Genomic DNA, 25774 nt, shown 5'->3' on the forward strand with positions numbered 1-25774 from the left:
GGTTTACCCGAATGTACTGAGCGGTACGCCGCACGTCATCGCCCGACAAGTGTGATCGCGCGCACGTTGCGTAACCACCGCGGACCGCGCTGCACTTACAGAATGCTGACGCGAATCGACCACATCGGGATCGCCTGTCACGACCTCGACGCGACCGTCGAGTTCTACCGGGCCACGTACGGCTTCGAGGTGTTCCACACCGAGGTCAACGAGGAGCAGGGCGTACGCGAGGCCATGCTCAAGATCAATGAGACGAGCGACGGGGGCGCCTCCTACCTCCAGCTGCTCGAACCCACCCGCGAGGACTCCGCGGTGGGCAAATGGCTGGCCAAGAATGGTGAGGGGGTGCATCACATCGCGTTCGGCACCGCGGACGTCGACGCGGACGCGGCAGGCATCAGGGACAAGGGCGTACGCGTCCTGTACGACGAGCCGCGACGGGGGTCGATGGGGTCCCGCATCACGTTCCTGCACCCCAAGGACTGCCACGGTGTACTGACCGAACTCGTCACCGCCGCACCGCAGGAGACGGCGGAGCACTGACCTCCACATACTTGGGCCGGTAGGGTTAAGGGGCGGCTGTCGCGTGCAAGCGGGACGACGGGGCAGCCGTGGGCCGGGGTCCGGGTATCGGGGGACGAGGGTCGGAGCTGTCGGGCTGCTCACAAGCAAGCCCGGGGCGCCGCCGTTCTCGATCTGACACCATTCCCCGGGAGCCCCCGTTCGGCGGACGGACGGGGCTCGTAAGAAGAACTTGCGACCAGGGGACGGATGGGACCGCGCAGTGCGGGGCTACGAGAGCCAGGACGGCCACAAGCCGGCTGAGACCGACCATCTCTCGCGGTTCGAAGCCGAGATGGACCGGCTGAAGACCGAGCGGGAGAAGGCCGTCCAGCACGCCGAGGACCTGGGATACCAGGTGGAGGTGCTGCGCGCCAAGCTGCACGAGGCGCGGCGCAGCCTCGCGACCCGGCCTGCCTATGACGGGGCGGACATCGGCTATCAGGCCGAGCAGCTGCTCCGCAATGCCCAGATCCAGGCCGAGCAGCTGCGCGCGGACGCCGAGCGCGAGCTGCGCGAGGCCCGGGCGCAGACGCAGCGCATCCTCCAGGAGCACGCGGAGCAGCAGTCGCGGCTCCAGTCGGAGTTGCACTCCGAGGCGGTCAGCCGGCGCCAGCAGCTCGATCAGGAGCTGGCCGAGCGCCGCCGCACGGTCGAGAACCACGTCAACGAGAACGTGCAGTGGGCCGAGCAGCTGCGGGCCCGCACCGAGCAGCAGGCCCGCCGCCTCCTCGACGAGTCGCGCTCCGAGGCGGACCAGGCGCTGGCCGCCGCCCGCGCGGAGGCCGAGCGGGTCGCCGCGGAGGCCCGCCGCAGGCTGAGCGACGAGGCGGAGAACGCGAGCGCCCAGGCGCAGGCGATCCTGGCCCGCGCCCGCCAGGACGCCGAGCGGCTGCTGAACGCGGCGTCGACGCAGGCCCAGGAGGCCACCGACCACGCCGAGCAGCTGCGGTCCTCGACGACCGCCGAGTCGGAGGCCGCCCGCCGTCAGGCCACCGAGCTGAGCCGCGCCGCCGAGCAGCGCATCAGCGAGGCCGACACCGCGCTGCGCGAGGCCCGCGCCGAGGCCGAGAAGGTCCTGAGCGAGGCCAAGGACGCCGCGGCCAAGCAGCTCGCGAGCGCCGAGTCGACCAACGAGCAGCGCACGCGTACGGCCAAGGAGCAGGTGGCGCGCCTCGTCGGCGAGGCCACCAAGGAGGCCGAGGCCACCCGGTCCGAGGCCGAGCAGATCGTCGCCACCGCCCGCGCAGAGGCCGAGCAGCTGATCGCGGAGGCCAAGGAGAAGGCCCGTACGGCCACGGCCGAGGAGACCGCGGGCGAGCTCGCGAAGGCCGCCAGAACCGCCGAGGACGTGCTCAACAAGGCGTCCGAGGAAGCGAAGTCGACGACGAAGGCCGCCACCGAGGAGGCCGAGCGGATCCGGGCCGAGGCCGAGGCGGCCGCGGACCGGCTGCGCGCCGAGGCGCACGACATCGCCGAGCAGCTCAAGGGCACGGCGAAGGACGACACCAAGGAGTACCGCGCCAAGACCGTCGAGCTCCAGGAGGAGGCACGGCGGCTGCGCGGCGAGGCCGAGCAGCTGCGCGCCGAGGCCGTCGAGGAGGGCGAGCGGATCCGGGCCGAGGCCCGCCGCGAGGCCGTCCAGCAGATCGAGGAGTCGGCCAAGACCGCCGAGGATCTGCTGGCCAAGGCGCGCGCGGACGGCGACGAGCTGCGGGCCGCTGCGACCGCCGAGAGCGAGCGGGTGCGCACCGAGGCCATCGAGCGGGCCACGTCGCTGCGCAAGCAGGCCGAGGAGACGCTGGAGCGCACGCGCGCGGAGGCCGAGCGGTACCGCACCGAGGCCGAGGAGCAGGCGGAGGCCACGAAGTCCGAGGCCGAGCGCGCCGCGCAGGAGCTGAAGGACGAGACCGAGCGCGCCATAAGCGCCCGCCAGGACGAGGCGGCCGGCGAGCTGACCCGGCTGCACACGGAGGCCGAGGAGCGCCTGACCGCGGCCGAGACGGCGCTGGCCGACGCGCGCGCCGAGGCCGAGCGGCTGCGCAAGGAAGCCGCCGACGAGAGCGAGCGCCTGCGGACCGAGGCGGCCGAGCGCGTACGGACCTTGCAGGCGCAGGCCGAGACGGAGGCCGAGCGGCTGCGCACGGAGGCCGCGGCGGACGCCTCGACGACCCGTGCCGAGGCGGAGAACGTCGCGGTGCGGCTGCGCTCCGACGCGGCCACCGAGGCCGAGCGGCTCAAGACGGAGGCGCAGGAGTCCGCCGACCGCATGCGTTCCGAGGCGCAGAACGCGGCGGAGCGCATCGCCACGGAGGCCGCGGAGACGCTGGCCGCCGCGCAGGAGGAGGCGGGCCGTCGGCGCCGCGAGGCCGAGGAGACGCTCGGCAGCGCGCGCCAGGAGGCCGACCAGGAGCGCGAGCGGGCCCGCGAGCAGAGCGAGGAGCTCCTCGCGGTGGCCCGTGCCCGCGTCGAGGAGGCGCAGGCCGAGGCCGTGCGGCTCGTCGAGGAGGCGGACCGCCGGGCGACCGAGATGGTGTCGGCCGCCGAGCAGACCGCGCAGCAGGTCCGCGACTCCGTGGCCGGTCTCCAGGAGCAGGCCCAGGAGGAGATCGCCGGGCTGCGCAGCGCCGCCGAGCACGCGGCGGAGCGCACGAAGCAGGAGGCGCAGGAGGAGGCCGACCGGGTCCGCGCCGACGCCTACGCGGAGCGCGAGCGCGCCACCGAGGACGCCAACCGGGTCCGCGGCGAGGCGAACGCCGAGTCGGAGGCCGCCAAGTCCCTCGCGGAGCGCACCGTCTCGGAGGCCATCGCCGAGTCGGAGCGGCTGCGCACGGAGGCGTCCGAGCACGCCCAGCGGGTTCGCACCGAGGTGTCGGACCTGCGTACCTCCGCCGACCAGGACGCTTCCCGGACGCGGGCGGAGGCCCGCGAGGACGCGAACCGGATCCGGTCCGACGCCGCCGCGCAGGTCGACTCCCTGATCACCGAGGCCGCGGCCGAGGCCGAGCGCCTGACGACGGAGACGAACGCGGAGGCGGAGCGCGTCCGCGCCGAGTCGACCGCGAAGGCCGAGGAGCTGGTCGCGACCGCGACGACCGAGGCCGAGCGGCTGCGGGCCGAATCTACGGCCGCCGCCGAGCAGTTGGCCGAGGAGACGCGTACCGAGACCGAGCGGCTGCGGGCCGAGTCCGTCGCGCAGGCCGAGAAGCTGATCTCGGACGCGACCGGCGACGCGGAGCGGCTGCGCGCCGAGGCCGCCGAGACGGTCGGCTCCGCGCAGCAGCACGCCGAGCGGATCCGCAGCGACGCCGAGCGGGTCAAGGCGGACGCGGCGGCGGAGGCCGAGCGTCTGACGACGGCCGCGCGCGAGGAGTCCGAGCGCACCCTGGACGAGGCGCGCAAGGACGCCAACAAGCGGCGTACGGAGGCCGCGGAGCAGGTCGACACGCTCATCACGGAGTCCACCGTGGAGGCCGACAAGCTGCTGCGCGAGGCGCAGGAGGCGGCGCAGAAGGCGACCGCGGACGCCGAGGCGCAGGCCGACATGATGGTCGGCGCGGCCCGCAAGGAGGCCGACCGCCTGATCTCCGAGGGCACGGTCGAGGGCAACGCGCGGGTGGAGAAGGCCCGTACGGACGCGGACGAACTGCTCGTCGGCGCCCGCCGGGACGCGACGCAGATCAGGGAGCGCGCCGAGGAGCTGCGCGACCGCATCACGACCGAGATCGAGGAGCTGCACGAGCGGGCCAGGCGCGAGTCGGCGGAGGCCATGAAGAACGCGGGCGAGCGGTGCGACGCCCTGGTCAAGGCCGCGGAGGAGCAGCTCGCCGAGGCGCAGGCCAAGGCCAAGGACCTGCTGAACGACGCCAATTCGGAGGCCGGCAAGGTCCGTATCGCCGCGGTGAAGAAGGCCGAGGGGCTGCTCAAGGAGGCCGAGCAGAAGAAGGCCGACCTGTCGCGCGAGGCGGAGAAGATCAAGGCGGACGCCGAGGCGGAGTCCACTGCCATGATCGACAAGGGCCGGCGCGAGCTCGACGTCCTGGTCCGGCGCCGCTCGGACATCAATGCCGAGATCTCCCGTGTCCAGGACGTACTGGAAGCGTTGGAATCCTTCGAGACGCCGTCCGGCAACGGGGGCAAGGACAGTGGCGTCAAGGCGGGCGCCGCGGCAGGGTCCACACGATCGGGTGGCAAGGGGTCCGAAAGCTAGCCAGGAGGTCAACAGTCATGCTTCGCACGGACCTTCGACCCTGTATCTGGCAAGTATTCCGGCCCTACGCCACTCAAAAGGAGTGTCATTCTCCAGATCAAACGGGCATCTGCTCGATGACACGCCGCTTCGACCCCTAGGATTCCCTCTATCACCTCACCGGTCTCATTCGACAGGAACCCCATGAGCGACACTTCCCCCTACGGCTTCGAGCTTGTGCGGCGTGGGTACGACCGCGCTCAGGTGGACGAACGCATCTCGAAGCTCGTCTCCGACCGTGACAGCGCTCTGGCCCGAATCACTGCTCTGGAAAAGCGCATCGAGGAACTCCACCTCGAGACGCAGAACGCACAGGCGCAGGTGAACGACGCGGAGCCGTCGTACGCCGGCCTGGGCGCGCGCGTCGAGAAGATCCTCCGCCTCGCCGAGGAGGAGGCGAAGGACCTGCGCGAGGAGGCCCGCCGGGCCGCCGAGCAGCACCGTGAGCTCGCCGAGTCCGCGGCCCAGCAGGTGCGCAACGACGCGGAGTCGTTCGCCGCCGAGCGCAAGTCCAAGGCCGAGGACGAGGGCGTCCGGATCGTCGAGAAGGCCAAGGGCGAGGCGACCCAGCTGCGCTCCGAGGCGCAGAAGGACGCGCAGCAGAAGCGCGAGGAGGCGGACGCCCTCTTCGAGGAGACCCGCGCCAAGGCCGCCCAGGCCGCCGCCGACTTCGAGACGAACCTGGCCAAGCGCCGCGAGCAGTCGGAGCGTGACCTGGCGTCCCGTCAGGCCAAGGCCGAGAAGCGTCTCGCGGAGATCGAGCACCGGGCCGAGCAGCTGCGCCTGGAGGCCGAGAAGCTGCGTACCGACGCCGAGCGCCGCGCCCGCCAGACGGTGGAGACGGCCCAGCGCCAGGCCGAGGACATCGTGGCGGACGCCAACGCCAAGGCGGACCGTATCCGCAGCGAATCGGAGCGCGAGCTCGCGGCGCTGACGAACCGTCGCGACTCGATCAACGCCCAGCTGACGAACGTGCGCGAAATGCTGGCCACGCTCACGGGTGCGGCTGTCGCCGCCGCCGGTGCGCCGGCCGAGGACGAGCCGATCTCGCGCGGGGTTCCGGCACAGCAGTCCCGCTAGTTCGAGGCCGTGGGGCGGCTGCGCGGCCGTTGTGGCTGGTCGCGCAGTTCCCCGCGCCCCTGTCGGGGCGCACTGTAAGCCCCCTGCATCGGATTAGTTGGCAGGGGGCTTATCGCCGTTCTACCGTGTCCGCATGATCGAGCTCGAGGGGCTGACCAAGCGGTACGGCGAGAAGACGGCCGTCAACAACCTGACCTTCTCTGTAAGGCCCGGCATCGTGACGGGTTTTCTGGGACCGAACGGCGCGGGCAAGTCGACCACGATGCGGATGATGCTCGGCCTGGACAACCCGTCCGCCGGCACGGTCCGCATCGACGGCAAGCACTACGCGCAGCTGAGGAACCCCCTCAAGTACATCGGCGCGCTCCTGGACGCGAAGGCGATGCACGGCGGTCGTAGCGCGTACAACCACCTCCTGTGCCTGGCGCAGTCCAACGGGATCGCCCGGAGCCGGGTCGACGAGGTCCTGGACACGGTCGGCCTGACGGCGGTCGCCAAGAAGAAGGCCAAGGGCTTCTCGCTCGGCATGGGCCAGCGCCTGGGCATCGCGGGCGCGCTCCTCGGCGACCCGAAGATCCTGATGTTCGACGAGCCGGTGAACGGGCTGGACCCCGAGGGCATCCACTGGATCCGCAACCTGATGAAGTCCCTCGCGAGCGCCGGCCGTACGGTCTTCGTCTCCTCGCACCTCATGAGCGAGATGGCGCTCACCGCCGACCATCTGGTCGTCATCGGCCAGGGCCGCCTCCTCGCCGACACCTCCATGGCCGACTTCATCCGGGAGAACTCGCGCAGTTACGTACGACTGCGCTCGCCCGAGCGTGAACGCCTGCTGGACGTGCTGCACGAGGCCGGCATCACGGTCGTCGAGGCCGGAAACGGCACGCTCGAGGTCGACGGCCACTCCTCCGAGGAGCTCGGCGAACTGGCCGGCCGCCACCAGCTGGTCCTGCACGAACTCAGCCCCCAGCAGGCCTCGCTCGAAGAGGCGTTCATGCAGCTGACCGCGGAGTCGGTGGAATACCACGCGCACTCGGAGGCCACCGCCGCGCCCCAGTGGGACACCAGCCAGTGGGACACCAACAGGAAGGGGGCCTGAGATGGCCGCGGCCCAGGTCCTCCGCTCCGAGTGGACCAAGATCAAGTCGGTGAACTCGACGGCGCTCACGCTCAGCCTCGCCGTCATCGTCTCCGTCGGTCTCGGCATGCTGATCAGCGCCCTGTCGAAGAACGAGTTCAAGAACCTCTCCACCGAGGACAAGCTGACCTTCGACCCGACCTTCACCGCCTTCTCCGGCCTCACGCTCGGCCAGCTGGCCCTCGTGGTCTTCGGGGTCCTGGTGGTGGGCAGCGAGTACAGCACGGGCATGATCCGCACCTCCCTTGCCGCGGTCCCGCAGCGCGCCACGTTCCTCTTCTCCAAGGTCGCGGTCGCCGCGCTGCTCGCGCTCGCCGTCGCCCTGATCACCAGCTTCGCGGCGTTCTTCCTCGGCCAGGCGATGCTCGGCAACCACAGCACGGACCTCGGCTCCCCGAACGTGCTGCGCGCGGTGATCGGCGCCGCCGTCTACATGACGCTGATGGCGGTGTTCGCCATGGGCGTCGCGTCGATCCTGCGCTCGCCCATGCTCTCGCTCGGCATCCTCATGCCGTTCCTCTTCCTGGTCTCCCCGATCCTCGGCAACGTCTCGGCGACGAAGAAAGTGGCCCAGTACTTCCCCGACCAGGCGGGCGCGAAGATCATGCAGGTGGTGACACCGCCGAACGACGACGCCCCGTACGGCCCCTACGGCGGTCTCGTGATCCTGCTGGTGTGGGTCGTGGTGGCCTTGCTGGTCGGATATGCGCTGCTGAAGAAGCGCGACGCGTAGCGCCTCAGGAGACAGCCGCCGGGTCCCTGAACCCTTTACCCACTCTTGGCCGGAACCGTCAGCGCCCGGATATCCTCCTAACCCTTACGGGGGCGTGTGCCCCGACGTCCTGAACCTTTCAGAACCTTCCGATGGGTGCGGAGAATGATCGAGGCAGTCGGCCTGACGAAGCGCTACGGCGCCAAGACGGCCGTGTACAACCTTTCCTTCCAGGTACGACCGGGAACCGTCACCGGCTTCCTCGGACCGAACGGTTCGGGCAAATCGACCACGATGCGCATGATCCTCGGCCTCGACCAGCCGACCGGCGGACATGTGACCATCGGCGGCCACCCGTACAGCAAGCTGCCGAACGCGCCGCGCCAGGTCGGCGCCCTGCTGGACGCCAAGGCGATGCACGGCGGCCGGGCCGCCCGCAACCACCTGCTGTGCCTGGCCCAGCTGGCCGGTATCCCGGCCCGCCGCGTCGACGAGGTGCTCGGGGTCGTCGGCCTCCAGGACGTCGCCAAGCGGCGTTCGAACGGCTTCTCGCTCGGTATGGGCCAGCGCCTCGGCATCGCGGCCGCGCTGCTGGGCGACCCGCAGGTGCTGCTCTTCGACGAGCCGGTCAACGGCCTGGACCCGGAGGGCATCCTCTGGGTCAGGAACCTGATGAAGTCGCTCGCCGCCGAGGGCCGCACCGTCTTCGTCTCCTCGCACCTCATGAGCGAGATGGCGCTCACCGCCGAGCACCTGATCGTCATCGGGCGCGGGCAGCTGCTCTCCGACATGAGCGTCAAGGACTTCATCTCGCACAACTCGGCCGACTTCGCCCGGGTCCGCACGCCCGATTCCGAGCCGCAGCAGCGCGAGAAGCTGACCGCCGCGCTGACCGAGGCCGGCGGTCAGGTGCTGCCCGAGCAGGACGGCGGGCTGCGCGTCACGGGCCTGCCGCTGGCGCGCATCAGCGACCTGGCGCACGGGGCTGACGTCCGCCTGTGGGAGCTCTCCCCGCACCAGGCCTCGCTGGAGGAGGCGTACATGCGGATGACGCAGGGCGCCGTCGACTACCGCTCGACCACCGACCAGCTGGCCGGCTTCCAGCAGCCGATACCGCCGGGCATGCTGCCGCCGCAGCAGCTGCCGGTGGCCGGGCAGGGCCAGCCGGGCTGGTACGCCCCGCCGCCACCCCAGGCAGCGCCCGCGCAGGCACCGGTCCAGAACCCGTACGCGGCCGCTCCCGCGCCGCAGCCGCCCGCCGCCGCCGCCCCGACCATGGACAAGGACGCCCGATGAGCACGCCGCCCACGCCCTACGCCGCTCCCCAGCAGCCTCCGGCGACACCCGGGTGGCAAGCGGCCCCGGGCATGTACACCTCGCCGATCCCCATGCGCCGGGCGCACCTGGGCGACGCGCTCGCCTCCGAGTGGACGAAGATCCGTTCCGTGCGCTCCACGATGTGGACGCTCGGCGTGATGATCCTGCTGATGCTCGGCATCGGGCTGGCCTCGGCGGCGGTCGTCGCCTCCGCCGACACCACGGAGCTGAGCCCGGACGAGGCACTGAGCTTTGGCTTCTTCGGCGTGCTCCTCGGCACGATCTGCGTGATCACCCTCGGCGTCCTGACCATCGCGTCGGAGTACGGCACCGGCATGATCCGTACGACGATGACGGCCTGCTCCAGCCGCAGCCGGGTGCTCGCCGCCAAGGCCATCGTCTTCTTCGCGCTGGTCTTCGTGCTGACCACCGTGCTGGCGGCGCTCGTGGCCGTGCTGCAGGTGGGCATCCTCGGCGTCGATTCGCCCGGCGGGTCCGCGTGGTTCAAGGCGACCGTCGGCGTCGGCCTGTTCGTCGCGCTGCTCGGCCTGGTCGGGCTCGGCGTCGGCACGCTGGTACGGCACTCGGCGGGCGCCATCACCATCATGATCGGTGTCGTGCTGCTGCCGCTGGTGCTCGCGCTGTTCATGTTCTCGGAGTCGCTCAAGGACCTCCAGCAGGCCCTGTTCGAGTACTCGATCCCCAGCCAGCTCGCCGTGCTCTACGACACCTCGGTGGCCGGCGCCTCGGGCCCGTCCGGCTGGGACCCGCTGTGGATCATGGGCGTGATCGCGGCGGTGGCGCTCGGCGGCGCGTTCCTCACACTCAACAACCGCGACGTGTAAGCGGCGTCGACCGCAACGTACAAGCGGCGTCGACCGCACGTACAAGCGGCGTCAGTACCGCGGCGCGCTCCGGGACCGCTGCACCTTCGTGGTGCGGCGGTCCTTCGCGTTCCAGCACGCCTTGTGCCAGTGCCGCCGGTCGTCCACTCCCCCGTACTGCGGCCAGGCCACGACGTGCGCGACCCCGGAGGCGATCTCCTGGTCGCAGCCCGGGCAGCGGTACGTCTTTCCGGCCGCGCTCGCGCCCGCCACATGGCGCACGCACCACTCCTCGCCCTGCCAGTCCTCGGTGGACTGGAACCCGCCATAGCGCCGCCCCTCGCCCTCGCTGCTGTCTGCGGACGGTCCGCCCACCTTGGGACGGTTGCGACGCGGGGACACGGCTCACCTCACGGGCTGTGTGTACGGGGTGGGGATTCCCGTCCAGCGTACGCCGAGGGGGCCGGGGTACACGCCTGGCACCGCGCTCCCCCACCCTGTCAAGGTTCTCCGGAAAATCTGTCAATCTGCATGCCGAGCCGTGCCCTTGGCACTTGTCAGCCGTTAATGCCTTCAGGGGGAGTGCCCGCGTCGGCGCCAAGAAAGGCAGAAGTGCGATGCGCGTAGGAACGTTTGTACTGGCGGCCCAGTTTCCGGGTCAGGGCCAGGGGGAGGCGCTGCACCGGGCGGTGCGGTCGGCCGAGGTCGCCGAGGAGGCGGGCCTGGACTCGGTGTGGCTCGCCGAGCACCACTTCGTGCCGTACGGGACGTGCCCGTCGGCGATCACACTGGCCGCGCTGCTGCTCGGCCGTACCCGCACCCTGCGGGTCGGCACGGCGGTGAGCGTGCTGCCGACGGCGCATCCGGTGGCCCTGGGCGAGCAGGCGGCGCTGCTGCACCTCACCTCGGGCGGGCGGTTCTCGCTGGGCGTGGGGCGCGGCGGGCCCTGGGTGGACCTGGAGGTCTTCGGCGCGGGGATCGAGGCGTACGAGCAGGGTTTTCCCGACTCCCTCGACCTGCTGCTGCGCTGGCTGCGCGAGTCCCGGGTGGCGGGCGAGGGCGACCGGTTCCCGTTCCGCGAGGTGCCGGTCGTGCCGCGCCCCGCGGAGGCGATCGGTGAGACGGATCCGGCGGGCCCCGAGGTCGTCGTCGCCTGTACGTCGCCCAAGAGCGTGCGGCTCGCCGCGGAGCGGGGCCTGCCGATGCTCCTCGGCATGCACATCGGCGACGAGGAGAAGGCTCAGATGGTCGCGCTCTGGCAGCGCTGCGCGCGCGAGGCCGGCCGGCCGTCCGACGCACTGGTCACGGCGCCGCATGTCTCCGCCGGTGTCGCCCAGATCGGTGACGGGCGCTCGGAGGCCAGAGAGGCACTCCTGAAGGCGATGCCCGGCTGGCTGAAGCAGGGCCTGGACGCCCATGTGACGGTGGACGGACGCGCGCGGGCGATGCGGGACCCGGTCGCGTACACGGAGCTGCTGTGCGGTCTGCACCCGGTCGGCACGCCGCGGTTGTGCGCGGACCGGCTCGCCGCCACCTCCGAGCGGACCGGCATCACGCGTTTCGCCCTCCTCGTCGAGGGCTCCGGCGATCTCGCGACGACCGAGGAGAACGTGCGGCGGCTCGGTACCGAGGTACTGCCCCAACTCGGCTGATCTTCACCGGGTCCGCCGGGTCCACCGAGGCCACCACCCGCGATGCCTGCCGTCCCGTACTGATGCACCTCCCGCGTACGGGACGACAGGCATTCCGGTTCAGCCGTCAGCAGTCACGGAATTCCGGTGACTGGTTGAGCAGCTGATTACGGACCGAGGTGAAGCGGGCCAGCGTCTCGTCCACCGCCGGGTCCTGCGGGAACACCGCGACCCGGTGGCAGTTCTGGAACGCCAGCCGTACACCGAAGTGCCGCTGCAGCGCGCCGCGTATCGCGTCACTCGCGAGCGCACGCAGCAGCTGCCCACGTGCCTGCTCGTCCGGCGGCGGCGTCTGGTTGTCGGCGAACTCTCCGCCGTCGACCTTCAGCTGGGCCACCAGGGAGCTGACCATCTCCCACGCGTAGGGCAGGGAGGTCCGGACGCAGTCGACGAATTCCGCTTCGTCGACCTCGCCTCGCTCGGCCTGTTCCAACAGTGCCGGTGAGACGTCGAGCGACATGGGTTCTCCTCTCGCACCCCCAAGGAAGCGGGGGTTGACGGACAGTCCAGGAGCCCGCGGTGTACGACTCTGCGAACACGCAGCGTGCACGAGCCGCGACCTCCTGCATCTACGGTAAGCATCGCGGCGGGACGGCAACAGGGCGTGAAGCGCTCGGTTCGCACACAACCGGCCAATAACGAACGGGTGAGTTCCGGAAGATATGGGACGCACCACAGGGGCGCGAGTGGTGCGGTGGGGGCAGAGCGGCGGGCGAATCGCGCGGACCGGTGGGCGTCGAGTAGCGTTGCCGACCATGCGTCTTGTCATCGCCCGCTGCTCCGTGGATTACGCGGGCAGGCTCACCGCCCATCTGCCCCTCGCCCCGCGCCTGATCCTCGTGAAGGCGGACGGCAGCGTCTCCATCCACGCGGACGACCGTGCCTACAAGCCCCTCAACTGGATGTCGCCCCCGTGCACCCTGAAAGAGGGGACCGGGGACGAGGCCGGCACGTGGACCGTCATCAACAAGGCGGGCGAGAAGCTCATCATCACGATGGAGGAGATCCTGCACGACTCCTCGCACGAGCTGGGCGTCGACCCGGGTCTCATCAAGGACGGTGTGGAAGCGCACCTCCAGGAGCTGCTCGCCGACCGTATCGACACGCTCGGCGAGGGCTACACGCTGATCCGCCGCGAGTACATGACGGCGATCGGGCCGGTCGACATCCTCTGCCGGGACGCCGAGGGGCAGACCGTCGCCGTGGAGATCAAGCGCCGCGGTGAGATCGACGGTGTGGAGCAACTGACGCGCTATCTGGAGCTGTTGAACCGCGACCCGCATCTCGCGCCGGTCCGCGGTGTCTTCGCCGCCCAGGAGATCAAGCCGCAGGCGCGCGTCCTCGCGACGGACCGGGGCATCGGCTGCACGGTCCTGGACTACAACGCCATGCGCGGCATCGAGGACGACAAGCTCCGCCTGTTCTGACCCCGCCAGGGGGCGCGGGGCTGTGTCGATATGCGGCTCCGCCGCGTGTGCTGCGTGTGCCGCGTGGGCCGCGTGTGCCGCGTGGGCGGGCTCAGCCACAGAAATGCCGCAGTCGCGTCTGCTCATCGACCGAGCAGACGCGACTGCGGCTTTTCTTGGGTTGCTCGCGCAGTTCCCCGCGCCCCTGACGGGGCTCTACACCACGGGGCTGCTGCCGGACGGCCCGCTCCCGCTCCCGCTCGGGGAGACCGGCGCGCTGCTCATCGGGCTGCTCGCCGAGTCCGAGGTGTCCGGGGTCGACTCCGGCGGCGTCTCGGGCGGCTCGGACGTCTCCGGCGGCTCCGAGGTCTCCGGCGGCTCGGAGGACGTCGGCGGCTTGGTGGTGGGCGGCTTGGTCGTCGGAGGCTTGGTCGTGGGCCTCGAGGGCGTCTTGCTCGGTGTCTTCGTCGGGTCGTCCGGCGTCTTCGAACCGCTCGGGGTGGACGACGGCTTGCCGCTGGACGGAGTCGACGGCGCCGGATCGTCCGCCGTGCCCGGGATCCCGTCCTCGCCCGGATCGGTCGGCCCCGGCGTCGACTCGCCGCCGCCGCTGCTGCTGCCACCGCCCTGCTCGGCCTTGTCGGCGCCCAGCCCCCCGCTGCTCTCCCCCGCCGTCGCCGACGGGTTCGTGCCCACCTTGTCGGACGACGGCTCCTCGTTGCTGGACGTGGCGCCGAGCGTCACGACCGTGCCGAGCACGGCCACGAGCAGCGCGCCGGCCCCGGCCGCGACCAGGTTGCGCCGGGTCCCCTTGACGACCGACTTGCGTGTGGGCGCCCTGCCGCCGACGACCGTCGGGGCGGACACGGGCGGCTGCCGGGTCGTCACCTCGGTGTCCGGCTCGCGCGGCGGTCCGGGCGGCGCGTACGCGGCCGGTACGCCACCGGGCGGCGACGCCGACTCCTCGTACATCGCGTCCGGGACTTCCTCACCGGCGGCCGTACGCCCGCCGGGCAGTGCGCCGCCCGAGCGGTCCGCGACGAGCGCGAGGGCCCGGCGGCCGGCGATCGTGCCCCGCTTGTCGGCGAGGGCGCCGCGCAGGCCGATGGAGGCCTCCAGCTCGGCGCGGGCCCGGTCGAGGTGGCCGCCGAGGAGCGCCAGTATCCCCAACTCGTGGTGGAAATAGGCTTCTTCGGAAACGTCGCCGGCCAGTCGCGCCGCCTCCTGGCCGGAGCGCAGGGCGCGCTCCCAGGCGCTCCAGGCGAGCCCGGCGGCGAACGCGGGCGCGGCGGCGCGGGCCAGCTCCACGGAGGCGCTGGTCTCGTCCTCCGCGGGCGGTGTCGTCACCGGTACGAGGACGGTGAGCGCGGCGAGGACCGCGTCGGCCTCGGCGGCGACCCGCTCGGGCCCGACGGACGGGTGCCCGGCCCACCAGGCGTAGTGCCGGGCGGCGGTGCGGGCGTGCTCCACGGCGTCGTCGGCGTAGCCGGCGGCCTCCAGCTGCACCTGCACCCCGGACGCGAGGCGGTAGCGGCTGCCGACCGCGGTGACGAGCGCGCAGGAGGCCAGCTCGGCGAGGGCCGCGTCGGCGTGCGTGTCCCCGACGAGCGCCGGCAGATGCGCCTGGTGCGGGAGCTCGCCGCCGAGCGCTACGGCGAACCGCAGGGTGGCGCGGGCCGACTCGCTGAGCCGGGACGCGAGCAGGGCCGCGGGCGCGGCTCCGTCGGCGAGCGAGGGCAGTGGTACGTCGTGGCCGTCCTCGGCGTCGAACGCGTCGAAGGGTGCGTCGGCGGGTGCGGCGTCGGATCCCTCGTAGTGGCCGAAGGCGTCGAAGACGCCCGGGCCGGCCCGGAGCACGTCGCGCTGCCGCAGCAGGGCGCCTGCCTGGGCGAACCGCAGGGGCAGGCCCTCGGACTCGAACCAGAGGTCGCCGGCCCACTGCGCCTCGTCGTCGGTGAGGACGCGGCCGACGGCGCGCTCGAGGAGCTCCAGGCTGCTGCCGCGGCCGAGTCCGCCGAGGAAGACCTCTTCCACGTGCGAGTCGGCGGACGGCGCGGCGGTCTCGGGCGTCGTCGCCAGCAGGAAGGCGCACTCGGGCGTCGCTTCGAGGAGTTCGTCGAGCGCGGCGCCGCCGAACTCGAGGTCGTCGAGGACGACGACGGCGCCGATCTCGTTGACCAGTTCCAGGAGCAGGGCGCGGTCGGGGCGGTGCAGCGGCGCGTTGTAGACGGCGCCGAACAGGTCGTACAGGAGGTCGCCGGCCGTGCGCCGGTGCCCGGACAGGCGGACGACGCCGTCGGGCGCGATGTCGAGGCAGTCCTCGGCGATCTGGTCGAGCAGCGCGGTGCGCCCGGCCCCTGACGGTCCGGTGAGCCGGACGGAGCGGCCGCGCGCGAGGAGCCTGACGAGCCGCTCGCGCTCCTCCTGGCGCTCCAGGAGCGGCAGCCGGGGCAGTGCGGGGCCGGGCGGCAGCGGCGGCCGGGCGGCGCGCGCGAGCTCGGCGCGCTCCGTGGCGTCGTACTTGACGGGCCTGCCGGGGCGTTCGTTCGGCGGGCAGGGTTCGATCTCGCTGCCGTCCACCGGATTGACGGTCAGCAGGTAGTCGCCGGAGACGAGCTGCACGGTGCGTGCGAGCGCGGGTGCCGGCTGGCCGAAGTCGGGCGTGATGGCGTCTCCCCTGCCCGAACGAGGCGGAGTGCTCGGGGACGGGTCACGCGGCGGGCGCCGGCGGCCGCCGCTCGCGGACAGGTCGTCGCGCCGGTCCTGGCTGAAATCTTCCGGTCCCCGGTTCATCGGGTCCATGGTCAAAGCCCCCCAAAAGCGTGGTGCGCCCCTTGCCCCTCCCGGCCTGTGCACACTGCGCTGTCGCTTCTGGTCCGGTGCCCGCGTAGCGGGTTCGTTCATTCCGCGGGCGACCGAACCCTAGACCTTCGGTCAGTATCTACGAACACTCGGGGTCCCGCGCCGCCCGAGACGTCACAGTCTCGTGAGAATTGGGCGTGCTTCCCACAGGAATGACCCGTTCATCCCCCGGGTCCTGCTCTGCGGGAGCGGGATCGGTCAGACCCGGGGCAGCGACTCGACGCCGATGCCGCCCTCGATGGCGAGGATCCGGTGCAGCCGGGTCGCGACCAGCAGGCGCTGCATCTGGGGCGGCACGTCGCGCAGCACGAGGCGGCGTCCGCAGCGGCCGGCGCGGCGGTGGGCGCCCATGATGACGCCGAGTCCCGTCGCGTCCCAGGAGTCGAGTTCGGACAGGTCGAGCACGAGGTCGCCGAGGCCGTCGTCGACGGCGGTGTGCAGGACCGTACGGGCGTCCGCCGCGCTGCGGACGTCGAGGCGGCCCCCGACGACCAGCTCGGCGTGGTCGCCCCTGATGTGCATATGCGCTCCCCGTGAAAGGCAGAAGTACTCGGGTACTCAGTTGGTCATGTGATCCAGGTGATCTGGGTATGTCACTGCAACTGACTGGCCGGACGGGCCAGAAGTTGCCGTCTGTGAGCGAACCGATACCGAATTCACCCCGACGGGTGACATCGCGTCAGGTGTGCGTCACGCGTGCTTGTAGAAGCCCTGCCCGCTCTTGCGCCCGATGTCACCGGCGTCAACCATCCGGCGCATCAGTTCCGGCGGCGCGAACTTCTCGTCCTGGGACTCGGTGTAGATGTTGCCGGTCGCGTGCAGCAGGATGTCGACGCCCGTGAGGTCGGCGGTGGCCAGCGGTCCCATCGCATGACCGAAGCCGAGCTTGCAGGCGGTGTCGATGTCCTCGGCGGTGGCGACGCCCGACTCGTAGAGCTTCGCGGCCTCGACGACGAGGGCGGAGATGAGACGGGTGGTCACGAAGCCGGCCACGTCGCGGTTGACGACGATGCAGGTCTTGCCGACGGATTCGGCGAACTCCCGCGTGGTGGCGAGGGTTTCGTCGCTCGTCTTGTAGCCGCGCACGAGTTCGCAGAGCTGCATCATCGGGACCGGCGAGAAGAAGTGCGCCCCGACGACGCGCTCGGGGTGCTCGGTGACCGCCGCGATCTTGGTGATCGGGATGGCTGAGGTGTTCGAGGCGAGCACGGTGTCGGCGCGCACGATCTTGTCGAGCGCCCGGAAGATCTCGTGCTTGACCTCGAGCTTCTCGAAGACGGCCTCGACGACGATGTCGGCGTCGGCGACCGCTTCGAGCTCGGTGGTCGTGGTGATGCGGGCGAGCGCCGACTGAGCAGCCTCGGCGTCCATTTTGCCCTTGCTCACGAACCGGTCGTACGACGCCTTTATGCCGTCGGTGCCGCGGGTGAGGGCTTCGTCGGTGACGTCGCGCAGGACGACGTCCCAGCCCGCCTGGGCCGAGACCTGAGCGATGCCGGACCCCATGAGACCGGCTCCGATGACGGCGAGCTTCCCTGCCACGTGCGACTCCCCTTACCGCGTTCTCGCATACCGTGCGACCACTGTTCACGTTGCTCTTTTGCGGACCCTAGCGTCCGTGAGGGGCCGTGTGACCGCTTAGAGATGCGCGTCACGTCTCGAATGACGGACATCACACCGGTCCGGACCCGGCTGCGGTCATCAGGCGTCGCGCACGGCGTAGTTGAGCACCTTCTCGCTCAGGAGTTCCTCGATGTCGTCGAGGACGTGGAGCATCTGGCGGGAGACCTCGGCCGGGTCGCCGCCCGCGAGCATGTGCCGTCCGATGGTCGCCATGACGGTCTGGTGAGCCCAGCCGATCTGACCGGCGATCAGGTCGGGCAGCGGGTCGTCGTCGGCTGCGCCGGTCTCCTCGCGGAGCGTCTCGGTGAGGTTGTCGTGGACCTCCTGCTGGATGGCCCACAGGCGCGAGCGCAGGGCCGGGGCGGCCTGGACGACGCGCATGAAGTCGCTGTAGCCGGCCATCAGGCCGACGCGTGGGGAGACCGCCTCGATCTCCTCGCGCAGCTCCCGCAGGACGGCGACGGCCGCGGACTCACCGGCGGTGCGGCCGCGCACCCAGCGGGACATCCGGTCGACGACGCCCCTGGAGCGGTCGAGGAACAGGTCCTCCTTGGCCGGGAAGTAGTTGTAGACGGTGTTCACGGAGACGTCCGCGGCGTCCGCGATCTCCGCGACGGTCACCTCGTCGAAGCCCCGCGCCAGGAAGAGCCCGGTCGCCACGTCCGAGATGTACTGCCTGGTCTGCCGCTTCTTCCGCTCCCTGAGCCCTTCTGCCATGGCTCGATCCTAGCGATTCACTGGCCTCGCTGAAATTTTGGGGGCGTTGCAAAATTTAAGTGACTCTGTTTTTCTGGCCCGTATGCCAGTCATCAGCGCGTCCGGGCTCGCCCGGACCTTCCAGACGAAACAGGGCCCGGTGGAAGCCGTCCGCGGCATCGACCTGCGCGTCGACCCGGGCGAGATCCTCGGTTTCCTCGGCCCGAACGGCGCGGGCAAGACCACGACCCTGCGGATGCTCACGACCCTGCTGCCGCCGACCGGTGGCGCGGCCACCGTCGCGGGCCGCGACCTGGCGACCGACCCGGCCGGCGTGCGGCGCGTGGTCGGCTACGTGGCCCAGTCCGGCGGCGTCGACCCGAACATCTCCGTACGCGAGGAGCTGGTCACGCAGGGCCGCCTGTACCGCCTGACGAAGCCTCAGGCCATGGCGCGCGCCGAGGAGTTGGCGGCGGACCTCGGCCTCGCCGGGCTCCTGGGCCGCAGGACGGCCGCGCTCTCCGGCGGGCAGCGGCGGCGGCTCGACATCGCCCTGGGGCTCACGCACCGCCCGGCGGTCCTCTTCCTCGACGAGCCGACGACCGGGCTCGACCCGGGCAGCCGCGCCGATCTGTGGGCGCTGGTACGCAGGCTGCGCGACGCGTACGGCACGACCGTCTTCCTGACCACGCACTACCTCGACGAGGCCGACGCGCTCGCGGACCGGATCGTCGTGGTGGACCAGGGCGTCGTCGCGGCCGAGGGCACGCCGGGCGCCCTCAAGCGCGCGTACGGAGGCTCGGCCGACGCGAGCCTCCAGGACACCTTCCTGGCGATCACCGGACGCGGACCCGCGCCCGTGGACACGACCCCGGTGGCGGTGTGAGCACGATGAGGACCCTTGCCTCGGACACGTTCCTGATCTTCGGGCGGTACGCCCGGCAGACCCTCTCCTCCCGGTTCCAGATGCTGTTCGGCATCCTGATGCCGCTGCTGTACCTGCTGTTCTTCGGGCCGCTCCTGACCGGTCTGCCGCTGAGCGCGGCGGGCAGCTCCTGGCAGGTCCTGGTGCCCGGGCTGCTGCTCCAGCTCGGACTGTTCGGCGCCGCGTTCAGCGGTTTCGGGATCATCCTGGAGAAGAACAGCGGCGTCGTGGAGCGGATGTGCGTCACCCCGGTCAGCCGCCTCGCACTGCTGCTGGGCCGGGTGCTGCGGGACACCGCCCTGTTCCTGTTCCAGGCGGTCCTGCTGGTCCTCGCCGCGCTGGTGATGGGGCTGCGGGCGCCGCTCGCCGGCGTGCTGATCGGCTTCGGCTTCGTGGCGCTCCTGACGCTCTCACTCGCGTCGCTGTCGTACGCGCTCGCCTTCAAGGTCCGTACGCCGCAGGAGTTCGGGCCCGTCGTCAACGCGGTCACCATGCCGTCGATGCTGCTGTCCGGGCTGATGCTGCCGATGGCGCTCGCGCCCGGCTGGCTGGACGCGCTCTCGCACGTGATGCCGGTGCGCTATCTGGTGGACGCGATGCGGGACGCGTACATCGGCCGGTACGCGACGGAGCACATGCTGTACGGGTCGCTGGCCGCGGTCGCGTTCGCCGCACTCGCGGTGACGGTGGGCACACGTGCCTTCCGCGGGGCCGGATCATAGGGGCAGCCCGTAGGGCTTCGTACAAGGGTGGCGGCGGGAGACGGGTGGGCATAACTAGGCTGGCCGCATGGTCAATCTGACGCGCATCTACACCCGTACCGGAGACAAGGGCACCACGGCCCTCGGCGACATGAGCCGCACCGCCAAGACGGATCTGCGGATCTCGGCGTACGCGGACGCCAACGAGGCCAACGCGGTGATCGGCACCGCCATCGCGCTCGGCGGCCTGGACGAGGAGGTCGTCAAGGTGCTCACGCGCGTCCAGAACGACCTCTTCGACGTCGGCGCCGATCTGTCGACGCCCGTCGTGGAGAACCCCGAGTACCCGCCGCTGCGCGTCGAGCAGTTCTACGTCGACAAGCTGGAGGCGGACTGCGACCGCTACAACGCGGAGCTGGAGAAGCTGCGCTCCTTCATCCTGCCCGCCGGCACACCCGGGGCGGCGCTGCTGCACCAGGCGTGCACAGTGGTGCGGCGGGCCGAGCGCTCCACGTGGGCGGCGCTCGAAGTGCACGGCGAGACGATGAACCCGCTGACGGCGACCTACCTCAACCGCCTCTCCGACCTCCTGTTCATCCTGGCGCGGACGGCGAACAAGGAGGTCGGGGATGTGCTGTGGGTGCCGGGCGGTGAGCGCTAGCCCTTGATGTGCGGTGCGGACGGGGCCTTCTTCGGGAACAGCGTGTAGCTCAGCGCGATGATCACGTTGATGGCGATCACGACCAGCATCTTCTGCTGCCACGCCTCCAGCGAACCGGTCGCCCCGTCCCCGCCGACGTACCAGATGGCACCCTGCAACAGCCCCATGGCGATGAGCGCGGCGAGGATCCAGCGCCCGGCGAGGACCCATTCGTGGACCGCGCGCGGTGTCCCGTACTTGGGGGCCGACGGCGGCGGGCCGCCCGCGAAGCGGTGGGCGACCCGGACGTCGACCCACTTGATCGTGGAGTGGCCGAGCGCGACGGTGCAGCCGATGTAGACCGCGGCCAGTCCGTGCTTCCAGTCGGGCTCGGCGCCGTTCTTGAGGTCGACGGCGGTGACGACGAGCAGGAGCACTTCGAGAAGCGGCTCGCACAGCAGCACCGCGATGCCCGCCCGTGGCATCTTCGCCCAGTAGCGCAGGGCGAGGCCGGCGGCCAGCAGCACCCAGAAGCCGGCCTCGCAGATGATGATCAGCGTGACGATCACGGTGGACCCCTCTCCGTCTGCCTCCAGCGTCGCCGCCGCGGGCGCCGTGATCGTCGTCGGCAGTGACGAAGTGCGGCTGCATCCTTCGATGTAGCGGCTGCATCCTTCGATGTAGCCGCCGTCCGCCCGCCTTCCTTCTCCGGCACCATGCCCGGCCCCCGGCGGACGTGTTGGATGGAGTCATGCACCTGCTGCCGCCCCGCCCGCACCGCGACGACGTCCGGATCGCCGTGGTGGGTCTGCTCGGCGGTCTCGCGCTGTGGGGCATCGGGCTCGGCATGAACCCCGGGCGGCTGTTCGACGGATCGTGGCTGCTGATCCCGCTCGTCCTGATGTCCGCCCTGGAGCTGCTGCGCCGCACACGACCGCAGTTCGCCGTGGTGGCGGGCACGCTCGTCCTGGTCGCGGACCAGCTCACCCAGGGCAGCCTGGCGACGGTCCTGATGTTCACGGACCTGATGTACGCCGCCGCCCTCTACGGCACCCCGGCCATGGCCCGCCGCCTGCCCGTCTCCACCGGCCTGGTCACCGTGGCCGCCACGCTCGGCTTCCTGGCCTGGTGGCGCGAGCCGGAGGCGGTCCTGGTGGGCGTGGCGACCGGGCTCGTCGCGTTCGGCCCCGCGGCGACGGGCGTACTGGTCCGCAACCACCGGGACCGGGCCGCCGAGGAGCGGCTGCGAGCCGAACAGACCGCGCTGCTCGCCGAGATGGACCGGGCACAAGCGGTCGTGGCGGAGCGCGCGCGGATGGCCCGCGAGCTGCACGACATGGTGGCGAACCACCTCTCCGCCATCGCCATCCACTCCACGGCCGCGCTCTCCATCGACGAGCCGGCCACGACCCGTACCGCCCTGGAGACGATCCGCGAGAACAGTGTCGACGGGCTGGCCGAGATGCGCCGCCTGATCGGCATTCTGCGGGACTCCAGCGGCGACACCGAGCCGGTCGCCGCGCCCACGCTGGACGGCCTGGGCGCGCTGGTGCGGCAGGCCCGTACGAACGGGCTCGACGTCGCCCTCACCCTGTCCGGCCCGACGAGCGGCCTGCCCGCTCCCGTCGAACTCGCGGCGTACCGCATCGTCCAGGAGTCCCTCACGAACGCGCTCAAGCACGCCTCTACGGGCCGCGTCACCGTCGCGGTCGCGTGCACGGGCGAGCGCATCGAGGTGTGCGTGACCAGCCCCTACGGTGACCGGGACGGGCCGCGCGCACCCGGTTCGGGCGCCGGACTGGTCGGCATGCGCGAGCGCACGGCGCTGCTCGGCGGCACGTTCGAGGCCGGCCCGGAAGCGGCCCCCGACGGTCAGGACGGTGTCGCGAGTGGCAAGGTCTGGCGGGTACTGGCCACCCTGCCTCTGGAAATCCCCGCCCCCGAAGGAGAACCCGCGTGATCCGCGTGCTCGTCGCCGAGGACCAGTCCGCCGTACGGGCCGGGCTCGTCCTCATCCTGAACAGCGCCCCCGACATCGAGGTCGTCGGTGAGGCCGAGGACGGTGAGCAGGCGGTGGCCCGGGCCCGTGAACTCCGGCCCGATCTGGTGCTCATGGACGTGCAGATGCCGCGCCTCGACGGTGTTTCGGCGACCCGCGCGGTGGTCGGCGAGGGGCTCGCGGACGTGCTCGTCCTGACCACGTTCGATCTCGACGAGTACGTCTTCGGCGCGCTGCGGGCCGGGGCGTCCGGGTTCCTCCTCAAGAACACCGACGCGAAGGATCTGATCGAGGGCGTACGGACGGTCGCGCGCGGCGAGGGGCTGATCGCGCCCGCCGTGACGCGCCGGCTGATCGCCGAGTTCGCGGCGGGCGCCGATCGTGCGCAACCCCGTTCCGTTCCCCCGCAGTTGGCGACGCTGACGCGGCGCGAGCGGGAAGTGCTCGGCCGCCTCGGCGAGGGGCTGTCCAATGCGGAGATCGCGGCCCGGCTCGACATGGCGGAGGCCACCGTGAAGACGCACGTCAGCCGCCTGCTGGGGAAGCTGGAGCTGCGCAGCCGGGTGCAGGCGGCGGTGCTGGCACAGGAGTTGGACCTGTAGCGAGCGAGGCGCCGCGACTGTAGCGAGCAGGGCGCCGCCGAGAGGGCCGGCCGAAAGCGGTAATTGGTTTAGACCTTGACCGATGGTCCAGACCTTTCTATTCTCGCCGCACTGCGGTGAGCACACCCCCCACTCCGGTGCTCACGGGCGTCGCAGGGTTCCGTCCCCCGTCAGCGAACCCAGGACCACCCGAGGAGCTCTCCATGCGCTCAAGTGACGTACCCCGACGAAGACTGCGGCACAGAACCACCGCGGCGCTGACCACGCTGCTGCTGCCCGCGGCCGCCCTGGTCGGTCTCGCCACCCCGTCCCACGCCGCCGCCGAGGCCAGCGCGGTCACGGCCACGTACGCCAAGACCCAGGACTGGGGCAGCGGCTTCGAGGGCAAGTGGACCATCAAGAACTCCGGCACCACGGCCCTGAGTTCCTGGGCGGTCGAGTGGGACTACCCCACCGGCACTAAGGTGACCTCCGCCTGGGACGCCACCGTCACCAGCTCCGGCAACCACTGGACCGGCAAGAATCTCTCCTGGAACGGGTCCCTCGCCCCCGGCGCCTCGATCTCCTTCGGGTTCAACGGCTCCGGCACCGGCGCCCCCACCGGCTGCAAGATCAACGGCGCCTCCTGCGACGGCGGCGACGTGCCCGGCGACGCGGCCCCCTCCGCGCCCGGCACCCCGACCGCCTCCGCCATCACCGACACCTCGGTCAAGCTCTCCTGGTCGGCCGCCACCGACGACAAGGGCGTCAAGAACTACGACGTCCTGCGCGACGGCGCCAAGATAGCCACGGTGACCGGCACCACGTACACGAACACCGGACTCACCGCCGGCACCGACTACTCGTACACAATCCAGGCGCGCGACACGGCCGACCAGACGGGCCCGGTCTCCGGCTCCGTGAAGGTCCACACCACCGGCGGCGGCACCGACCCGGGCGAGCCCGGCACCGGTGACAAGGTCAAGCTCGGCTACTTCACGGACTGGGGCGTCTACGGCCGCCAGTACTACCCGAAGAACCTGGAGACCTCCGGTTCGGCCGCGAAGATCACGCACATCAACTACGCCTTCGGCAACGTCCAGGGCGGCAAGTGCACCATGGGCGACTCCTACGCCGACACGGACATGGCCTACACCGCCGCCAACTCCGTCTCCGGCCAGGCCGACACCTGGGACCAGCCGCTGCGCGGCGCCTTCAACCAGCTCCGCCAGCTGAAGGCCAAGCACCCGAACCTCAAGATCCTGTGGTCCTTCGGCGGCTGGACCTGGTCCGGCGGCTTCGGTGAGGCCGCGAAGAACCCGGCCGCGTTCGCCGAGTCCTGCTACAACCTGGTCGAGGACCCGCGCTGGGCCGATGTCTTCGACGGCATCGACATCGACTGGGAGTACCCGAACGCCTGCGGTCTGACCTGCGACACCTCCGGTCCTGCCGCGCTGAAGGGGCTCACCTCGGCCCTGCGCGCCAAGTTCGGCACGAACAACCTGGTGACCGCCGCGATCACCGCCGACGGCTCGGCGGGCGGCAAGATCGAGAAGACCGACTACGCGGGCGCGGCCCAGTCCCTCGACTGGTACAACGTCATGACCTACGACTTCTTCGGCGCGTGGGCGGCGCAGGGTCCGACCGCCCCGCACTCCCCGCTCACCTCGTACTCCGGCATCCCGCAGCAGGGCTTCACCTCCGCGGACGCCATCTCCAAGCTCAAGGCCCAGGGCGTTCCCTCGGCCAAGCTGCTGCTCGGCATCGGCTTCTACGGGCGCGGCTGGACCGGCGTCACGCAGAAGGAGCCGGGCGGTACGGCTACGGGGCCGGCGGCCGGTACGTACGAGCAGGGCATCGAGGACTACAAGGTCCTGAAGACGAAGTGCCCCGCGAACGGGACGGTCGCCGGTACGGCGTATGCGCACTGCGGCTCTGACTGGTGGTCCTACGACACCCCGGCGACCATCGGGTCGAAGATGAGCTGGGCGAAGTCGCAGGGGTTGGGCGGCGCGTTCTTCTGGGAGTTCTCGGGCGACACGTCCAACGGTGAGCTGGTCGGGGCGATCGACTCCGGGCTGAAGTAGGCCCCGGGTCCCCTCAAGACTGAAGCCGGGCCGGTGGGAACGCCCCCCACCTGCTCGGCTTCTTCATGCCCCCGCCACGGGGCTCCGCCCCGGACCCCGCTCCTCAATCGCCGGAGAGGCTGAAAAACAACTACGCCACGTTCACTCGCTGGCCGGGAGGTGCCGCCTCCAGCCACGCCAGGAAACCCGTCAGCGCGTCCTCGCTCATCGCCAGTTCCAGTCGGGTCCCCCGGTGCGTACACGCGAGGACGATGGCGTCCGACAAGAGAGCCAGTTCCTCCTCGCCCTCCGGAGCGCGCCGGCCGGTGACCTCGATGGCCGCGCGTTCGAGGATGCGCTTCGGGCGTGGCGCGTAGGAGAAGACGCGGAACCACTCGATCCGGTCACCGTTGTAGCGGGCGATGCCATAACCCCAGCCCTTGCCGGAGGTGTCCTCGGCATCGGGTCCGGGCGCGTCCCACCGCAGCGAACAGTCGAACGTGCCCCCGGAACGCTGGATCAGCCGTCGCCGCAGCCCGAAGACAAAGAGCCCCAGCAGTACGAGTACGACGACCGCGACTACGCACAGCACGAGAACGAGGACCATCTGCACCGACCTCCTCGCTTCTCGACAGATCCAAACGCCAGATAACGGAAAAGCAAAAACACTTGTAGATCGCCTCAGCCGCGACCCGGTCCGGAG

Annotated in this window: 22 protein-coding genes and 1 pseudogene; 15 read left to right on the top strand and 8 right to left on the bottom strand. The window is 71.1% G+C overall.

Annotation, left to right across the window (positions count from 1 at the left end):
- Positions 1-102: 102 nt before the first annotated feature.
- The 7 genes and pseudogenes from mce (at position 103) to ABD366_RS21810 (ending at position 9902) form a co-directional block, all read left to right on the top strand.
- A complete protein-coding gene (gene mce, locus ABD366_RS21780) occupies positions 103-543 on the top strand; it encodes a methylmalonyl-CoA epimerase (protein ID WP_324766326.1) in 441 nt (146 codons plus the stop codon).
- 241 nt (positions 544-784) lie between these two features.
- Positions 785-4771, top strand: a complete 3987-nt coding sequence (scy, locus tag ABD366_RS21785) for a polarized growth protein Scy (protein WP_324766327.1) — start codon at positions 785-787, stop codon at positions 4769-4771.
- Positions 4772-4954: 183 nt separating this feature from the next.
- The gene (locus ABD366_RS21790) at positions 4955-5890 is read left to right on the top strand and encodes a coiled-coil domain-containing protein (RefSeq protein WP_324766328.1); all 936 of its coding nucleotides are present in this window, start codon (positions 4955-4957) and stop codon (positions 5888-5890) included.
- 133 nt (positions 5891-6023) lie between these two features.
- Entirely contained in the window at positions 6024-6989 is a 966-nt protein-coding gene (locus ABD366_RS21795; protein WP_324766329.1) for an ABC transporter ATP-binding protein, read from the top strand.
- Between the two features lies 1 nt (position 6990).
- Positions 6991-7761, top strand: a complete 771-nt coding sequence (locus ABD366_RS21800) for an ABC transporter permease (protein WP_324766330.1) — start codon at positions 6991-6993, stop codon at positions 7759-7761.
- Between the two features lie 144 nt (positions 7762-7905).
- Positions 7906-9128: pseudogene (locus ABD366_RS21805) on the top strand (ATP-binding cassette domain-containing protein); the annotation flags it as partial.
- Positions 9108-9902 carry an ABC transporter permease gene (locus ABD366_RS21810; protein ID WP_411293620.1) on the top strand — a complete coding sequence of 265 codons (795 nt, stop codon included), beginning with the start codon at positions 9108-9110 and terminating at the stop codon, positions 9900-9902. The pseudogene ABD366_RS21805 and the gene ABD366_RS21810, both read left to right, overlap by 21 nt.
- 51 nt (positions 9903-9953) lie before the next feature.
- On the opposite strand, the gene ABD366_RS21815 is transcribed toward ABD366_RS21810, so the two are convergent.
- Positions 9954-10283, bottom strand: coding sequence for an ATP/GTP-binding protein (locus tag ABD366_RS21815; RefSeq protein ID WP_324766333.1), 330 nt, complete (start codon positions 10281-10283; stop codon positions 9954-9956).
- A gap of 215 nt (positions 10284-10498) precedes the next feature.
- Here ABD366_RS21815 and ABD366_RS21820 point away from each other — a divergent pair, with 215 nt between their 5' ends.
- Complete coding sequence (locus tag ABD366_RS21820) at positions 10499-11533, top strand: LLM class flavin-dependent oxidoreductase (protein ID WP_324766334.1); 1035 nt, start codon at positions 10499-10501, stop codon at positions 11531-11533.
- A 106-nt stretch (positions 11534-11639) separates the two neighbouring features.
- Here ABD366_RS21820 and ABD366_RS21825 read toward each other — a convergent pair whose 3' ends face one another.
- The gene (locus ABD366_RS21825; RefSeq protein ID WP_324766335.1) at positions 11640-12032 is read right to left on the bottom strand and encodes an SCO5389 family protein; all 393 of its coding nucleotides are present in this window, start codon (positions 12030-12032) and stop codon (positions 11640-11642) included.
- A gap of 295 nt (positions 12033-12327) precedes the next feature.
- On the opposite strand from ABD366_RS21825, the gene nucS reads away from it, so the two are divergent.
- Positions 12328-12999, top strand: coding sequence for an endonuclease NucS (gene nucS, locus ABD366_RS21830; protein ID WP_324766336.1), 672 nt, complete (start codon positions 12328-12330; stop codon positions 12997-12999).
- A 195-nt stretch (positions 13000-13194) separates the two neighbouring features.
- On the opposite strand, the gene ABD366_RS21835 is transcribed toward nucS, so the two are convergent.
- The 4 genes from ABD366_RS21835 to ABD366_RS21850 form a co-directional block, all read right to left on the bottom strand.
- Positions 13195-15780 carry an ATP-binding protein gene (locus tag ABD366_RS21835; RefSeq protein ID WP_324766337.1) on the bottom strand — a complete coding sequence of 862 codons (2586 nt, stop codon included), beginning with the start codon at positions 15778-15780 and terminating at the stop codon, positions 13195-13197.
- 258 nt (positions 15781-16038) lie between these two features.
- The gene (locus ABD366_RS21840; protein WP_324766338.1) at positions 16039-16362 is read right to left on the bottom strand and encodes an STAS domain-containing protein; all 324 of its coding nucleotides are present in this window, start codon (positions 16360-16362) and stop codon (positions 16039-16041) included.
- Between the two features lie 168 nt (positions 16363-16530).
- Complete coding sequence (locus ABD366_RS21845; protein ID WP_324766339.1) at positions 16531-17382, bottom strand: 3-hydroxyacyl-CoA dehydrogenase family protein; 852 nt, start codon at positions 17380-17382, stop codon at positions 16531-16533.
- Between the two features lie 159 nt (positions 17383-17541).
- Complete coding sequence (locus tag ABD366_RS21850) at positions 17542-18180, bottom strand: TetR/AcrR family transcriptional regulator (protein ID WP_324766340.1); 639 nt, start codon at positions 18178-18180, stop codon at positions 17542-17544.
- An 82-nt stretch (positions 18181-18262) separates the two neighbouring features.
- On the opposite strand from ABD366_RS21850, the gene ABD366_RS21855 reads away from it, so the two are divergent.
- The 3 genes from ABD366_RS21855 (at position 18263) to ABD366_RS21865 (ending at position 20446) form a co-directional block, all read left to right on the top strand.
- Complete coding sequence (locus ABD366_RS21855; RefSeq protein ID WP_324766341.1) at positions 18263-19045, top strand: ABC transporter ATP-binding protein; 783 nt, start codon at positions 18263-18265, stop codon at positions 19043-19045.
- Positions 19046-19050: 5 nt separating this feature from the next.
- Positions 19051-19806: an ABC transporter permease gene (locus tag ABD366_RS21860; protein ID WP_324766405.1), complete on the top strand. Its 756-nt coding sequence runs from the start codon at positions 19051-19053 to the stop codon at positions 19804-19806.
- Positions 19807-19873: 67 nt separating this feature from the next.
- Positions 19874-20446, top strand: coding sequence for a cob(I)yrinic acid a,c-diamide adenosyltransferase (locus tag ABD366_RS21865; RefSeq protein ID WP_324766342.1), 573 nt, complete (start codon positions 19874-19876; stop codon positions 20444-20446).
- On the opposite strand, the gene ABD366_RS21870 is transcribed toward ABD366_RS21865, so the two are convergent.
- Entirely contained in the window at positions 20443-20994 is a 552-nt protein-coding gene (locus ABD366_RS21870; protein WP_324766343.1) for a hypothetical protein, read from the bottom strand. The two genes, ABD366_RS21865 and ABD366_RS21870, sit on opposite strands and share 4 nt — an antisense overlap.
- Positions 20995-21176: 182 nt before the next feature.
- On the opposite strand from ABD366_RS21870, the gene ABD366_RS21875 reads away from it, so the two are divergent.
- From ABD366_RS21875 to ABD366_RS21885, 3 genes are all read left to right on the top strand, one after another.
- On the top strand, positions 21177-22385 hold the full coding sequence (locus ABD366_RS21875) for a sensor histidine kinase (RefSeq protein WP_324766344.1): 1209 nt from the start codon (positions 21177-21179) through the stop codon (positions 22383-22385).
- Positions 22382-23026, top strand: coding sequence for a response regulator transcription factor (locus ABD366_RS21880; RefSeq protein WP_324766346.1), 645 nt, complete (start codon positions 22382-22384; stop codon positions 23024-23026). The genes ABD366_RS21875 and ABD366_RS21880 overlap by 4 nt, the downstream gene beginning before the upstream one ends.
- Before the next feature lie 203 nt (positions 23027-23229).
- Positions 23230-25092 carry a glycoside hydrolase family 18 chitinase gene (locus ABD366_RS21885; RefSeq protein WP_324766347.1) on the top strand — a complete coding sequence of 621 codons (1863 nt, stop codon included), beginning with the start codon at positions 23230-23232 and terminating at the stop codon, positions 25090-25092.
- Positions 25093-25222: 130 nt separating this feature from the next.
- Here ABD366_RS21885 and ABD366_RS21890 read toward each other — a convergent pair whose 3' ends face one another.
- Positions 25223-25678 carry a DUF2550 domain-containing protein gene (locus tag ABD366_RS21890; RefSeq protein WP_324766348.1) on the bottom strand — a complete coding sequence of 152 codons (456 nt, stop codon included), beginning with the start codon at positions 25676-25678 and terminating at the stop codon, positions 25223-25225.
- Positions 25679-25774: the final 96 nt, after the last annotated feature.

Origin of the sequence: Streptomyces kunmingensis, from assembly GCF_039533535.1 — a bacterium.
GTDB classification, from domain to species: domain Bacteria; phylum Actinomycetota; class Actinomycetes; order Streptomycetales; family Streptomycetaceae; genus Streptomyces; species Streptomyces kunmingensis.

Coding starts and splice junctions, on each gene's coding strand:
- ABD366_RS21890 (WP_324766348.1), bottom strand. CDS start 25,678: ATGGTCCTCGTTCTCGTGCTGTGCGTAGTCGCGGTCGTCGTACTCGTA.
- ABD366_RS21875 (WP_324766344.1), top strand. CDS start 21,177: ATGCACCTGCTGCCGCCCCGCCCGCACCGCGACGACGTCCGGATCGCC.
- ABD366_RS21840 (WP_324766338.1), bottom strand. CDS start 16,362: ATGCACATCAGGGGCGACCACGCCGAGCTGGTCGTCGGGGGCCGCCTC.
- ABD366_RS21860 (WP_324766405.1), top strand. CDS start 19,051: ATGAGGACCCTTGCCTCGGACACGTTCCTGATCTTCGGGCGGTACGCC.
- ABD366_RS21795 (WP_324766329.1), top strand. CDS start 6,024: ATGATCGAGCTCGAGGGGCTGACCAAGCGGTACGGCGAGAAGACGGCC.
- ABD366_RS21855 (WP_324766341.1), top strand. CDS start 18,263: ATGCCAGTCATCAGCGCGTCCGGGCTCGCCCGGACCTTCCAGACGAAA.
- mce (WP_324766326.1), top strand. CDS start 103: ATGCTGACGCGAATCGACCACATCGGGATCGCCTGTCACGACCTCGAC.
- ABD366_RS21810 (WP_411293620.1), top strand. CDS start 9,108: ATGTACACCTCGCCGATCCCCATGCGCCGGGCGCACCTGGGCGACGCG.
- ABD366_RS21865 (WP_324766342.1), top strand. CDS start 19,874: ATGGTCAATCTGACGCGCATCTACACCCGTACCGGAGACAAGGGCACC.
- ABD366_RS21790 (WP_324766328.1), top strand. CDS start 4,955: ATGAGCGACACTTCCCCCTACGGCTTCGAGCTTGTGCGGCGTGGGTAC.
- nucS (WP_324766336.1), top strand. CDS start 12,328: ATGCGTCTTGTCATCGCCCGCTGCTCCGTGGATTACGCGGGCAGGCTC.
- ABD366_RS21820 (WP_324766334.1), top strand. CDS start 10,499: ATGCGCGTAGGAACGTTTGTACTGGCGGCCCAGTTTCCGGGTCAGGGC.
- ABD366_RS21800 (WP_324766330.1), top strand. CDS start 6,991: ATGGCCGCGGCCCAGGTCCTCCGCTCCGAGTGGACCAAGATCAAGTCG.
- ABD366_RS21825 (WP_324766335.1), bottom strand. CDS start 12,032: ATGTCGCTCGACGTCTCACCGGCACTGTTGGAACAGGCCGAGCGAGGC.
- ABD366_RS21885 (WP_324766347.1), top strand. CDS start 23,230: ATGCGCTCAAGTGACGTACCCCGACGAAGACTGCGGCACAGAACCACC.
- ABD366_RS21850 (WP_324766340.1), bottom strand. CDS start 18,180: ATGGCAGAAGGGCTCAGGGAGCGGAAGAAGCGGCAGACCAGGCAGTAC.
- ABD366_RS21835 (WP_324766337.1), bottom strand. CDS start 15,780: ATGGACCCGATGAACCGGGGACCGGAAGATTTCAGCCAGGACCGGCGC.